9 protein-coding genes are annotated in these 12,814 nt (G+C 66.0%); 2 read left to right on the top strand and 7 right to left on the bottom strand.

What is annotated here, in order from left to right; translation table 11 throughout:
- Positions 1-10 precede the first annotated feature (10 nt).
- A complete protein-coding gene (locus tag V8J55_RS00150; RefSeq protein ID WP_336443836.1) occupies positions 11-1,807 on the top strand; it encodes an IlvD/Edd family dehydratase in 1,797 nt (598 codons plus the stop codon).
- Between the two features lie 21 nt (positions 1,808-1,828).
- On the opposite strand, the gene V8J55_RS00145 is transcribed toward V8J55_RS00150, so the two are convergent.
- The 7 genes from V8J55_RS00145 to V8J55_RS00115 all read right to left on the bottom strand — a co-directional run bounded on the left by V8J55_RS00145 (position 1,829) and on the right by V8J55_RS00115 (position 10,011).
- Positions 1,829-2,539, bottom strand: a complete 711-nt coding sequence (locus tag V8J55_RS00145; RefSeq protein WP_336443835.1) for a FadR/GntR family transcriptional regulator — start codon at positions 2,537-2,539, stop codon at positions 1,829-1,831.
- A 14-nt stretch (positions 2,540-2,553) separates the two neighbouring features.
- The gene (locus tag V8J55_RS00140; protein WP_336443834.1) at positions 2,554-3,474 is read right to left on the bottom strand and encodes a Gfo/Idh/MocA family protein; all 921 of its coding nucleotides are present in this window, start codon (positions 3,472-3,474) and stop codon (positions 2,554-2,556) included.
- Positions 3,471-4,442 (bottom strand): AraD1 family protein, encoded by a 972-nt coding sequence (araD1, locus tag V8J55_RS00135; RefSeq protein WP_336443833.1) that lies wholly within the window; start codon positions 4,440-4,442, stop codon positions 3,471-3,473. The genes V8J55_RS00140 and araD1 overlap by 4 nt, the downstream gene beginning before the upstream one ends.
- Positions 4,439-6,019, bottom strand: coding sequence for an aldehyde dehydrogenase (NADP(+)) (locus V8J55_RS00130; RefSeq protein WP_336443832.1), 1,581 nt, complete (start codon positions 6,017-6,019; stop codon positions 4,439-4,441). Before V8J55_RS00130 ends, araD1 begins: the two co-directional genes overlap by 4 nt.
- A gap of 97 nt (positions 6,020-6,116) precedes the next feature.
- The gene (gene xylA, locus V8J55_RS00125) at positions 6,117-7,424 is read right to left on the bottom strand and encodes a xylose isomerase (RefSeq protein WP_336443831.1); all 1,308 of its coding nucleotides are present in this window, start codon (positions 7,422-7,424) and stop codon (positions 6,117-6,119) included.
- Between the two features lie 41 nt (positions 7,425-7,465).
- Complete coding sequence (xylB, locus tag V8J55_RS00120; protein WP_336443830.1) at positions 7,466-8,914, bottom strand: xylulokinase; 1,449 nt, start codon at positions 8,912-8,914, stop codon at positions 7,466-7,468.
- A 5-nt stretch (positions 8,915-8,919) separates the two neighbouring features.
- Positions 8,920-10,011 carry a glycoside hydrolase family 43 protein gene (locus tag V8J55_RS00115; protein WP_336443829.1) on the bottom strand — a complete coding sequence of 364 codons (1,092 nt, stop codon included), beginning with the start codon at positions 10,009-10,011 and terminating at the stop codon, positions 8,920-8,922.
- 208 nt (positions 10,012-10,219) lie between these two features.
- On the opposite strand from V8J55_RS00115, the gene V8J55_RS00110 reads away from it, so the two are divergent.
- Complete coding sequence (locus V8J55_RS00110; RefSeq protein ID WP_336443828.1) at positions 10,220-12,814, top strand: glycosyl hydrolase 115 family protein; 2,595 nt, start codon at positions 10,220-10,222, stop codon at positions 12,812-12,814.

The raw sequence follows: 12,814 nt of genomic DNA, 5'->3' as shown, positions 1-12,814 counted from the left end.
CTAGTTTTTCATGTCCGACGCCAACGCCCCGAAACTGCGCAGCCGCGCATGGTTCGACAATCCCGACAATATCGACATGACCGCGCTGTACCTTGAACGCTATCTCAACTTCGGGCTCAGTCTCGAAGAATTGCAGTCGGGCAAGCCGATCATCGGCATCGCGCAGACGGGAAGCGACCTCTCGCCTTGCAATCGCCATCATCTCGTCCTCGCCGAGCGGGTGCGCGAGGGCGTGCGCGAGGCGGGCGGCATCGTCATCGAATTCCCGGTCCATCCGATCCAGGAGACGGGCAAGCGGCCGACCGCCGGGCTCGACCGCAACTTGGCGTATCTGGGGCTGGTCGAGATCCTCTATGGCTATCCGCTCGACGGCGTGGTGCTGACGATCGGCTGCGACAAGACGACCCCCGCGGCCCTGATGGCGGCGGCGACCGTGAATATCCCGGCGATCGCGCTGTCGGTCGGGCCTATGCTCAACGGCTGGCACAAGGGCGAGCGCACCGGGTCGGGCACGATCGTCTGGAAAGCGCGTGAAATGCTGGCGGCGGGCGAGATCGACGATGCCGAATTCATCCGGCTGGTCGCGTCATCGGCGCCGTCGACGGGCTATTGCAACACGATGGGCACTGCGACGACGATGAACTCGCTGTGCGAAGCGCTCGGCATGTCACTGCCCGGATCGGCGGCGATCCCGGCGCCCTATCGCGACCGGCAGGAGGTGTCGTGGCGCACGGGCAAGCGCATCGTCGAGATGGTCGCCGAGGATCTCAAACCCTCCGATATCCTGACCAGGGAAGCGTTCCATAACGCCATCCGCGTCAATAGCGCGATCGGTGGATCGACCAATGCACCGATCCATCTCGGTGCGATCGCCCGTCATATCGGCGTCGACCTGCCGATCAAGGATTGGGAGACCGAGGGACACAAGGTGCCTTTGCTGGTCAACCTCCAGCCCGCGGGCGAATATCTGGGCGAGGATTATTACCGCGCCGGGGGCGTGCCCGCGGTCGTTGGCCAGCTGATCGGGCAGGGGCTGATCCACGAAGATGCGATGACGGTGAACGGCCGGACGATAGGCGACAATTGTCGGGGCGCGGCGATCGAGGACGAAAGGGTGATCCGGCCCTTTGACCGGCCGCTCGTCGACCATGCCGGATTCCTCGTCCTGTCGGGCAATTTGTTCGACGCGGCAGTGATGAAGACCAGCGTGATCTCACCCGAATTTCGCGCACGTTATCTGTCGAACCCCGATGACCCCGATGCGTTTGAAGGGCCCGCGATCGTGTTCGAAGGACCGGAGGATTTCCATCATCGGATCGACGATCCTGCGACGGGCATCACACCCGAGACCCTGTTGTTCATGCGTGGGGCCGGTCCGATCGGCTACCCGGGTGCCGCCGAGGTCGTTAACATGCGGCCGCCGGCCTATCTGATCACCGAGGGCGTGCATTCGATGCCGTGCATCGGCGACGGCCGCCAGTCGGGTACGTCCGGATCCCCGTCGATTCTCAACGCCAGTCCCGAAGCGGCGGCGATGGGCGGTCTCGCATTGCTCCGGACCGGCGATCGCGTGCGCATCGATCTGGGCAAGGCGACCGCGAACGTATTGATCAGCGACGAGGAGCTTGCTGCGCGTCGTGCCGACCTCGAAGCGGCGGGCGGTTTTGCCTATCCGGCGTCGCAGACGCCATGGCAGGAAATCCAGCGCTCGGTCGTGGGGCAGATGAGCACCGGCGCGATCCTTGAGGGCGCCGAGAAATATCAGCGTATCGCGCAGACGATCGGGCTGCCGCGCGACAATCATTAGGCCGGATGGGCCGGACCGCGATCACTCGCGCTCGGGCAGCTCCATGTCGGCGAGGGCGAGATGCAGGAGTTCGGCCATTTTGGCGTGCGCCGCGGCGGGATCGCCGGCTTCGATGGCTTCATAGACCCGGATATGGTCGGGCACCGGATCGCGCGGAAGCGCGCGCGAGCGTTGTTTATATTTGGTGGTCCAGCTGACCGCGGCGCCGACCGAACTGGCGAGTGCCGCGAGCGCTTCGTTCTCCGCCGCGGCCAGGATGGTGCGATGGAAACGCTGGTCGGCGGCGCGCCCTTCGGCATCGGCAAGGCCGAGCCGCTCCATGTCATCCAGCGCGGCCTTCATCTCTTCCAGATGATGCGCCTCACGGCGGCGTGCGGCGAACGCGGCGGCGGCGGGTTCGATCACACCGCGCAGCTCGAACAGATCGAGGATGAAGACCGGGTTGGGTTCGCCCTCGAAAGTCCAGGCGAGCACGTCGGGATCGAGCAAGTTCCAGCGCTGGCGCGGCGTGACGCGAGTGCCGGCCTTGGGACGGCTCTCGACCAATCCCTTGGCGGCGAGGATGCGGATCGCCTCGCGATAGGCGGTGCGCGAGATGCCGAGCGCTTCGCTTGCCTCGATCTCGCCGCCGAACACGTCGCCTGGTTTGCGCACGCCGCCGACGATCTCGACCCCGATATCATGGGCGATGGCCCCGTGAATGCGGGGAGAGATGCTGCGTGCGTCGTCCAAGGGCAAAGCTCCGTTCAGTCCTGAAATGCCTCCGTAGACCAACGCTGGCCGGTTAGAAAGGCGTCGGCCACCAGCCGGAGCGGCGCGACATCGACATCGCTGCGCCCTTCGCGGATCAGCTGCGCGAAGCGCGCGTAAAGCGTCGGATATTCCTGCTCGGCGGGCAGGTCGACTCGCGCGCCGTCGATATGAAGCACATTGCCGCCATGCGACAGCGACAGCGTGCCGGCATCGGTCCCGACGATAATGTCCCAGGTCTGTGGGCCGGTCTGGCGCCAGTCGAACTCGGCATCAATCGGGAAACCCGCGCCGGCGCGCATCGTCAGCCGCGCTGCGATCGGCGCTTCGCGATTTTCGGGGAATTCCAGCACCGCTTTCTCGAGCCGCGCGACGTCGGGCAGCAGGCGGGTGAGGATCGACAAGGCGTTGATACCGGGGTCGAAAACTCCGAGCCCACCTGGTTGCCAGATCCAGTCCTGCCCCGGATGCCAGTGGCGAACATCTTCCTTCCAGCGGATATCGATCTTGCGGATCGTCTTGCCTGCCAGCCATAGGCGCGCCGGCTCGACCCCCGAGGAATAGCGCGAGTGCCAGCTGGCGAACAAAGTCACCCCCGCCGCGTCGGCGGTGCGCGCAAGATCGACGACTTCGGACAGCGTCGCGCCCGGCGGCTTTTCGAGGAAGACATGGCGCCCGGCGGCGATGGCGGCGCGTGCTGCCGCATGGCGCACTTGCGGCGGCTGGCACAGCGCGACCGCTTGCATATCGGGTTCGGCGGCGAGCATCGCGCCAAGGTCGGTATAGCCGGGCACATTTTCGGCATGGGCATTGCGGCTGGCCACAGCCGCCAGCGCGAAATCGGGACTCGCGGCGATCGCGGGCAAATGCTGGTCGCGAGCGATCTTGCCCAGACCGACAATCCCGACGCCGATCATAGCGTGGCCACCGTCACATGGGCGTCGGGTGATTGCTGCAACGGGTTGCTCACTGGCAGTGCAAAGGGCGCGGCCTCGATCTCGAACCGGTCGCCCGGCTGCGCGGTGAATCCATCGGCAAAGGACAGGGTCGCGGTGCCAAAGAAATGGACATGGAGGTCGCCGGGGCGGCGAAAGCCGGCATATTTGAAATGATGATGTTCGAGATTGGCCAGCGAATGCGACATATTCGCCTCGCCCGAGGCAAAGGCCTTTTCCCAGACGGTTACGCCATCGCGTATAATCCGGCTGATGCCGCGTATCTCATCAGGCAGGTCGCCGAGGAGCAGTTCGGGGCCGAGCGCCGCCTGACGCAGCTTCGAATGCGCGAGCCACAGATAATTGCCGCGTTCGGTAACATGATCCGAAAACTCGTTGCCGAGCGCGAAGCCGATGCGCGTCGGCGTGCCGTCGGGCGCGATGAGGTAGATGCCGGCAATCTCGGGTTCTTCGCCGCCATCGAGCGCGAAGCCGGGCATTTCGAGCGGATCGCCGGGCGCGACGAGGATCGCGCCGTCGCCCTTGTAGAACCATTCGGGTTGCACCCCGGTCGCGCCCTCGGCGGGCTTGCCACCCTCGACCCCCATCAGGAACATTTTCATCGAATCGGTGGGGGCGGGGTTTTCCGCCGCGGCGCGGTGCATCGCATCGCGGCCTTCGGCCGAACCGAGATGCGTGAGGCCCGTGCCGCTAACTAGCAGATGCGCGTCATCCTCATGGTCGATCGGCGCCAGCAGGCGCACGCGCGCCAGATCGACAGCTTCGCCGAGTCGTCCGGCGGCGTGCTCGGCCAGTGTCTCACCCGTAGCCAGCGCGGCCTGCGCAAGGGCGAGGGCGCTGCTCGCACCATTGACGCGATAGGCTGTGCTGCCATCCCATGCCGCGACGCCGCGCGCGCCGTCGTCGAACTGGATCAGGCTGCGGATCATCGCGGCGACGCTTCGCGCAGGCCGTCGATGCGCCGCGCGACACCCCACGCATTGTCGTCCGAAATCGCGGGCGGAAGCAACGCTGCGGGCAGGTTCTGGAACGCGACCGGACGCAGAAAGCGGTGGATGGCGAGCGTCCCGACCGAGGTTGTGCGCCCATCGCTCGTCGCCGGATACGGCCCGCCATGCACCATGGCATGGGTGACCTCGACCCCGGTCGGCCAGCCATTGGCGAGGATGCGCCCGACGCGGTCGGCGAGGATCGGGAGCAGCGCGCGTGCATCGGCGATGTCGGCGTCGTCGAGTTGCAGCGTCGCGGTCAGTTGGCCTTCGAGCCCTGCGACGACGTCAGCGACTTCCGCCATGTTGCGGCATCGGACGATGATCGACGACGATCCGAACACCTCTTCGCCGAGCGCCCTATCATCGAGGAAATTCTCGGCGCTCGTCTGGAACAGCGCGCCGACCGCCTGGTTGGCGCCTTGCGCCGGCTCGCCGCGCGCGACCGTCTCGATCGCACTATGCCCCGCCAGCGCGCGGACGCCTTTTTCGAAATTGGCGTGTATGCCCGGCGACAGCATCGTCGCGGGTAGGCTGCGCGTGAGCGCTGCGCCCGCGGCGCTCACAAACGCGTCGAGAGCCGGGCTGCTCACCGCGATGACCAATCCGGGGTTGGTGCAGAATTGCCCGGCACCCATCGTCAGCGACTGGACATAGGCCTCGGCGAGCGCGGCCCCGCGCGCTTCGAGCGCAGCGGGAAAGAGGATCACGGGGTTGATGCTCGACATTTCGGCATAGACGGGGATCGGCTCGCGGCGTTCGGCGGCGATGCGGACGAGCGCCAGCCCGCCGCCGCGCGATCCGGTGAACCCGACCGCCTTGATCCGCGGATCGCCCACCAACGCCGCGCCGAGCGCGTTGGTTTCGCCGGGCAGATAGGAAAAGGTGCCCGCGGGCAGTCCGCTGGCGGCGACCGCACGCTGGATCGCGCGCGCGACAAGTTCGCCGGTGCCGGGATGCGAGGGATGGCCTTTGACCACGACTGGGCAGCCGGCGGCGAGGGCTGAGGCGGTGTCGCCCCCCGCGACCGAGAAGGCGAGCGGGAAGTTCGAGGCGCCGAACACCGCGACGGGGCCGACCGGCACGTTCATCCGGCGGAGGTCGGGGCGGGGCAGCGGCGCGCGGTCGGGGAGCGCGGGATCGATCGTCGCGTCGAGCCAGTCGCCTTGCCGCACCAGCTGCGCGAACAGCCGCAACTGACCCGTCGTGCGTCCGCGCTCGCCCTCGAGCCGGGGGCGGGGCAGGCCGCTTTCGCGCATCGCGCGGACAATGAGGTCATCGCCGATGCCCTCGATCTCGCTCGCGATCGCCTCAAGGAACGCCGCGCGCGTTTCGGGGTCGGTCGTACCATAGGCTGCCGCAGCTTCATGCGCGAGCGCACAGGCGGCGGCCACATCCTCGGCGCCGGCCGACGCAAAGTCGGGCATCAGCGTGTCGCCAGTTGCCGGATCATAGCCCTGAAACCGCGTCGCCGCCTGGCGTGCCTCGCTGCCGACCAGCATCGCACCATCGATCATCGCAAAAATCCCCTTGATAATAACTCAGACATAATAGGGGCGGGCGCGCCTTTCCACAAGACGCGCCCGCGCATTTTTGCCAACGGAAAGCCTCGCGTCAGACGAAGCGGTTGATCAGATTCTCGATCCGTTCCTGGCGCCCCGACCGCGGCCGAGGATCGATCGCCTTTTCGGCGGCAAGATCGGCGATACCGGCAAGGTCGAGCGCCGCCACCTGCCGGCCGAAATCGCCGTCCCATCCGGCATAGCGCTCGGCCTTGATGCCATCGAGACGCCCGTCCTCAATCAGCGCTGCGGCATTCAGCAGCCCGCGCGCGACGGTGTCGATGCCGCCGATATGGCCATAGAAGAGGTCGACCGCATCCATCGACTGGCGGCGCACTTTGGCGTCGAAGTTGAATCCGCCGGTGGTGAAGCCGCCGGCGCGGAGGATTTCGACCATTGCCAGCGTCAGTTCCCCGACCGAGTTGGGGAATTGATCGGTGTCCCAACCATTCTGGTGGTCGCCGCGGTTGGCGTCGATCGATCCGAAGATGCCGAGCGCGCTCGCCATCGCGATTTCATGCTCGAACGTATGGCCGGCAAGCGTCGCGTGGTTCGCCTCGATATTGACCTTCACTTCATTTTCGAGGCCGTAGCGCTTGAGGAATCCGTACACCGTTGCGCTGTCGAAGTCGTACTGATGTTTGGTGGGCTCGTGCGGCTTGGGCTCGATCAGGATCGTGCCGGTAAAGCCGATCTTGTGCTTATGCTCGACCACCAGGCTGAGGAAACGCCCGAGATTGTCGAGTTCGCGTTTGAGGTCGGTGTTGAGCAGCGTCTCATAGCCCTCGCGGCCGCCCCACAGCACATAGTTGGCGCCGCCCAGGCGATGCGTTGCCTCCAAGGCATCGCGTACCTGCATCGCACCAAAGGCAAAGACTTCGGGATCGGGATTGGTCGCGCCGCCCGCGGCAAAGCGCGGGTCGCCGAACAGATTGGCGGTGCCCCAGAGCAGTTTACGCCCCGTGCCGCCCTGCAACCGCTCCAGATCGTCGACCGCTTCGGCGAAGTGGCGGCGATGCTCGGCGACGCCGCTCGCGTCGGCCATCACATCGACGTCGTGGAAACAATAATAGGGAATATCGAGGCGGCTGAAGAAGTCGAACGCGGCCGCGCGTTTCTCTGCTGCCGCGGCGTTGTCGTTGGCTCCCCGATGCCAGGGGCGGCTGAAGGTGCCCGCGCCGAACACATCGGACCCCCGCCAGCAGAATGTGTGCCAGAAACAGGCGGCGAAACGCAGATGATCCTCCATCCGCTTGCCGAGCACTACCCGGTCCTTGTCGTAGAAGCGATAGGCCAGCTCATTGTCGGTATCGGGACCCTCGAAGCGGATCGTGGGAATGTCGGCGAAATAGTCGGTCATGGCGAAAATCCGTTCAGCTGATCAAAGGGGAAAGGTCATGGTCAAGGGGTGCGCGGGGTGATGCGCGGATAAGCGGTGCGAAAGGCGGCGAGCTTGGGCGCCAGCCGCTCGGCGATCCCGGCATCGGGGGCTATGCTGTGCGCCACCGGTGGGGCGACGCAGATATCGGCGGGCGAACCGCCATCGACCGCGAGCTGCGCCAGCCGCGCGGCGCCGAGCGCGGGGCCGACTTCGCCACCTTTTAGATAGACGAGTTCGACGTCCAGCGCCGCGGCGAGTGTTTCGCCCCAGTAGCGCGACCGCGCGCCGCCGCCGATTACCGACAGCCGGTCGACGCGCGTTCCCGCGTCGCGCAGCGCGTCGAGCCCGTCGGCGAGCGCGAACGCGACGCCTTCGAGCACCGCTTGCGCAAGGCGTTCGGGGGTTGTGTCATTGTCGAGTTGCAGGAAACCGGCGCGGACCTCGGCATCGTTATGCGGAGTCCGTTCGCCCGACAGATAAGGGAGGAAGATTTCGGGGCCGCTGGCCGGGCCGCTGCTTTCGGCGCGCGCGAACAGCTCGGCGGCGCCCGCCGCACCGGTCAGCTTCGCGACCCAGTCGATGCACGCCGCCGCCGACAGATGCACCGACATCTGATGCCAGAGATCGGGCAGGCAATGGCAGAAGGCGTGGACTGCGCGCTCAGGGTTCGGGCGGAAGTCGCGCGTCGCGACAAAGGTCACGCCCGAGGTGCCGAGCGACAGCAGCGCGTCGCCATCCTGCACTACGCCGACGCCCGCCGCGCCAGCGGCATTGTCGCCGCCGCCGCCGGTCACGGGAACGGCGTCCATGCCCCATAGCTCGGCAACGTCGGCGCGCAGTTTGCCGGTAAGCTCGGTTCCCTCCACCAGGCGCGGCATATGCTCTGCCGATAGCCCGGTCGCGGCGAGCAGGTCCGCGCTCCACGTGCGCTTCGCGACATCGAGCCACAAGGTGCCCGCGGCGTCGGACATGTCGGACGCCTTTTCGCCGGTCATCTGCAGCCGCACATAATCCTTGGGTAGCAGCACGGTACGTGTCGCGGCGAAGATTTCGGGTTCGTACGCCGCAACCCAAGCCAGTTTGGGCGCAGTGAAGCCAGGCATTGCGATATTGCCCGAAATTGCGCGGAGCCGGGGCTCGCGCGCTTCCAGTTCGGCGCATTCGGCGGCCGACCGGCCATCGTTCCACAGGATCGCGGGCCGCAACGGCCGGTCGTCGGCGCCCAGCAGCGTCGCGCCGTGCATCTGCCCCGCCAGGCCGACGCCCCGAACCGCGCGGCGGACGGCGGGGTCGATCGCGCGCACCGCCGCGGTCGTTGCCTGCCACCACGCGTCGGGGTCCTGTTCGGACCACAGCGGCTGCGGGCGCTGGACGGTGAGGGCGGCGGTGCCCTGCACGACGACCGCGCCATGCTCGTCGAGCACGACCGCCTTCACCCCCGAGGTGCCGATATCGATGCCTAGGAACACCGTGCTTATTTCACGAAGGGATTGATCGTCTTGATCGTGCCGTCGGGATTGTAGAACAGCTCGGTGACCTTGGCGTTGCGCAGCCGCGTCTGGCCCGACAGCTGGGTGTCGGCATAGAAAAGCCACCAGCGCCCGTCCCACTCGACGATCGAATGATGCGTCGTCCAGCCGTCGACGGGTTCAAGGATACGGCCCTGATAGGTGAACGGACCATAGGGCGAGGTGCCCGTCGCATAGACGAGATAGTGCGTGTCGCCCGTCGAATAGCTGAAATAATATTTGCCTTTATATTTGTGCATCCACGACGCCTCAAAAAAGCGGCGATCGCCGTCGCCGCCGAGGATCGGCTTGCCCGACTTGTCGAGGATCACGACATCGCGCGGCTTTTCGGCGAACTCGGTCATGTCGTCGGCCATGCGTGCGATCTTGGGCGCGAGCGCGGGCTTGTCGGGGGCCTTGAGGTCGGTTTTCGATCCGTCGGGATCATAGGTGCCGGTCGTGTTGCGTTGCAGCTGGCCGCCCCAGATGCCGCCGAAATACATATAGGATTTGCCGTCGTCGTCAGTGAACACCGCCGGATCGATCGAAAAGCTTCCCTTGATCGGCTGCGGATTGGCCTTGAACGGACCGACCGGCGATTTCGACGTTGCGACGCCGATGCGGAAGGCGCCCTCTTTGTCCTTGGCCGGAAAATAGAGATAATAGGTGCCGTTCTTGAACGCGGCATCGGGCGCCCACATCTGCTTTTCGGCCCAGGGTACATCCTTCACGTCGAGCCCGACGGGATGGACGGTCACCGGACCGCCGATGCTGTCCATGCTGAGCACGCGATAGTCGCGCATCTCGAAATGCGCACCGAGATCGTCCTCGGGCGTGGGGCCGTCGATGTCGTGACTGGGATAAACATAGATTTTGCCGTCCCAGACATGGGCCGAGGGGTCGGCGGTATAGATGTCGCTGACGAGCGGCTGCGAGAGATAGGCCTTTTTTCCCGCCTTTTCGCTTTCGGCGGCCGTCTGATCGCCCGGGCTACAAGCCGACACACTGGCCAGCGCGACCAGCGCGGCGCCAAAAGCGATGCCGTTGAAACTCTTCATGCCACGCGCTCCTCTCGATATTTGACATGCCGGTCCGCCACGACGGCCGGCTTCCTCAGGTAGCGCTATCATTCTTTGCCGCAGAAGCAAGAGGGCATATTGCGACACACGAAAAGTGAGAAGCGCACACTTGCCGGACGACCCGCACAGCTATAGCATCGAAAATGATAGCGCTATCAAATTGGCGCACGGCGATGGGAGGGATTTTATGCGGAATATCTTGGGCGCGGCGGGATCGGTCACGACCTTGCTGTGGGCGCCGCCGGCCCTTGCCTGTTCGACGCCCGTATCAATTTGCCCCAGTGCCGGTGACGGCAGCTTTACGCTGATCGCCGGCGAGCGTCCGGCAACGGTGATCGTCGAGGCGGCATCCGATTCGGCGGTGCGTATCGCGGCGAACGGTTTTGCCAGGGATCTGGAGCGCGTGAGCGGGACGGCGCCGCGCCGCGCCGCCGATCCGGCGAAGGCGAACGGCGACGTCGTGATTGCCGGGGTGCTCGGCGAAAGCGCCGCGATCGACGCGCTGGTGGAAAACGGCAAGCTGTCCGTGCGCGACCTCACCGGCCGATGGGAGGCGTATCGGCAGGTCGTCGTCGACCGTCCCTGGCCGGGGGTCCGCCGCGCCTTGATCATCGTTGGCGCCGATCGGCGCGGCGCGGCCTTCGGCCTTTACGACCTGTCGGAAAAGATCGGCGTGTCGCCGCTCTATTGGTGGGCCGACGTGCCCGTCGTCCGCCGCGCCAACCTGTACGTCACCGCGGGCGCGCGCATCGACCAGCCAAAGGTGCGTTACCGCGGCTTTTTCATCAACGACGAGGATCCGGGGTTCAAAAGCTGGACCCAAAAGCAGTTCGGCGGCCAGAATTCCAGAGCCTATGCCCATGTCTTCGAGCTGCTTTTGCGGATGAAGGGCAATTATCTGTGGCCGGCGATGTGGGCGCCCAAGGCGTTTAATGACGACGATCCGCAGAACAAGATAGTCGCCGACGCGATGGGCGTGGTGATGGGCACCTCGCATCACGAACCGATGACCCGGGCGCAGGACGAATGGCACCGCGACACCGGCAAGGGGATCAACGGCGGTGCGTGGGACTATGCCAGCAACGCCGCGAACCTGCGCAGCTTCTGGCGCGGCGGGATCGAGCGGATGATGTCGAAGGGCGACGGCAAGGGGTATGAAAGCCTTGTCACCGTCGGGATGCGCGGCGACGGCGACGAGGCGATGGCCGAGGGGACCGCGACGCAGTTGCTCGAGACGATCGTCCGCGACCAGCGCCGCATCATCGCCGAGGTCACCGGCAAGCCAGCCGACCGGACGCCGCAGGTCTGGGCGCTCTACAAGGAAGTGCAGGATTATTACGATCAGGGAATGCGTGTGCCCGACGACGTCACCTTGCTCTTCGCCGACGATAATTGGGGCCAGATCCGCCGGCTTCCCGCCGCCAGCACACCGCGCAAGGGCGGCTACGGCGTCTATTATCACTTCGATTATGTCGGCGGCCCGCGCAACTATAAGTGGTTGAACACCGTCCAGATCGAAAAGACGTGGCAACAGATGGACCTCGCCTATGCGATGGGCGCGCGCGACATGTGGATCGTCAATGTCGGCGACATCAAGCCGGTCGAATATCCGCTGCAATATTTCATGAAGCAGGCGTGGGATCCCGAGGCGATGACCGCCGAGGCGCTCGCCGCCTATCCAAGGCAATGGGCGGCGGCGACCTTTGGTGCCGCGCAGGCGGAGCCGATCGCCGCGCTGATCACGCGCTATGGCCAGCTTGCGGCGCGGCGGAAGCCCGAGCTGATCGATCCGGGCAGCTTCGCGCTCGGCGGGGTGACCGCCGATACGCTCGACGGCGGCGAGTTCGGCGCGATGGTCGCCGAATGGGATGCGCTGGAGGCCGACATGATGCGCGCGAAGGCGGCGCTCCCAGCCGCGCAGCGCGACGCCTTTTTCCAGCTGGTCGAACATCCGGTCCTCGCGCTCGGCAATCTCTACCGCCTCTATTATGCCGTCGCGTGGAACCGCAAACTGGCCGCGGCGGGCGATCGGCGCGCCAATGTCTTCGCCGACCGCGCCGAGGCGGCCTATCGCCGCGACCAGGAGATTGCCGACGCCTACCATACGCTGAACGGTGGCAAATGGGATGGCATGATGTTGCAGACGCACATCGGCTATACCGACTGGCAGCAGCCGAAGGTGCAGACCATGCCCGCGGTGTCGCGCGTCGCTGGCAGTGCGGGTCCGATCCGCTTCGTCGCCGGACCGGTCGCCGAGGTTGCGATCGCGATCGAGGCGGTCGACTTCGCGCAATCGAACGCGGGCAAGGGCCTGCGCTGGCAGGCGATCCCGCATCTCGGCCGCACCAAGGGCGCAGTCGTCGCGCTGCCGCAGGGGCGCGGGCCGACGGAGCAGCAGGACGATGTGCGGCTGGACTATCCGTTTACGTTCGCCGTGGCGGGCGAACTCGAGCTGCAACTCCATCTGGCGCCGACGCTCGATGTGTCGGGCAAACGCACCCAGCGCATCGGGGTGTCGATCGACGACGGCCCGATGCGCGAACTGGTCCACCATATGGATCCGACGACCGATGGCGGCGAGCGCGCGGATCAGCGCAATTGGACACAGGCGGTCAAGGAGAATGCCGTCCTGCTGTCGGCGCGCTTTCCCGACGTCGGCGCCGGACGGCATGTCGTTCGCGTCTGGCGGCTCGACGACAATGTCGTGCTCCAGCGGATCGTCGCGGGGCGCGGCCCGATCGCGCCGTCCTATCTGGGTCCGATGCCGGCCGCCGCGAATTAA

The sequence above is a fragment of the Sphingopyxis sp. CCNWLW2 genome (genome assembly GCF_037095755.1).
In the GTDB taxonomy this organism is placed as follows: Bacteria; Pseudomonadota; Alphaproteobacteria; order Sphingomonadales; family Sphingomonadaceae; genus Sphingopyxis.
This window is presented reverse-complemented; position numbering and strand designations above follow the sequence as displayed.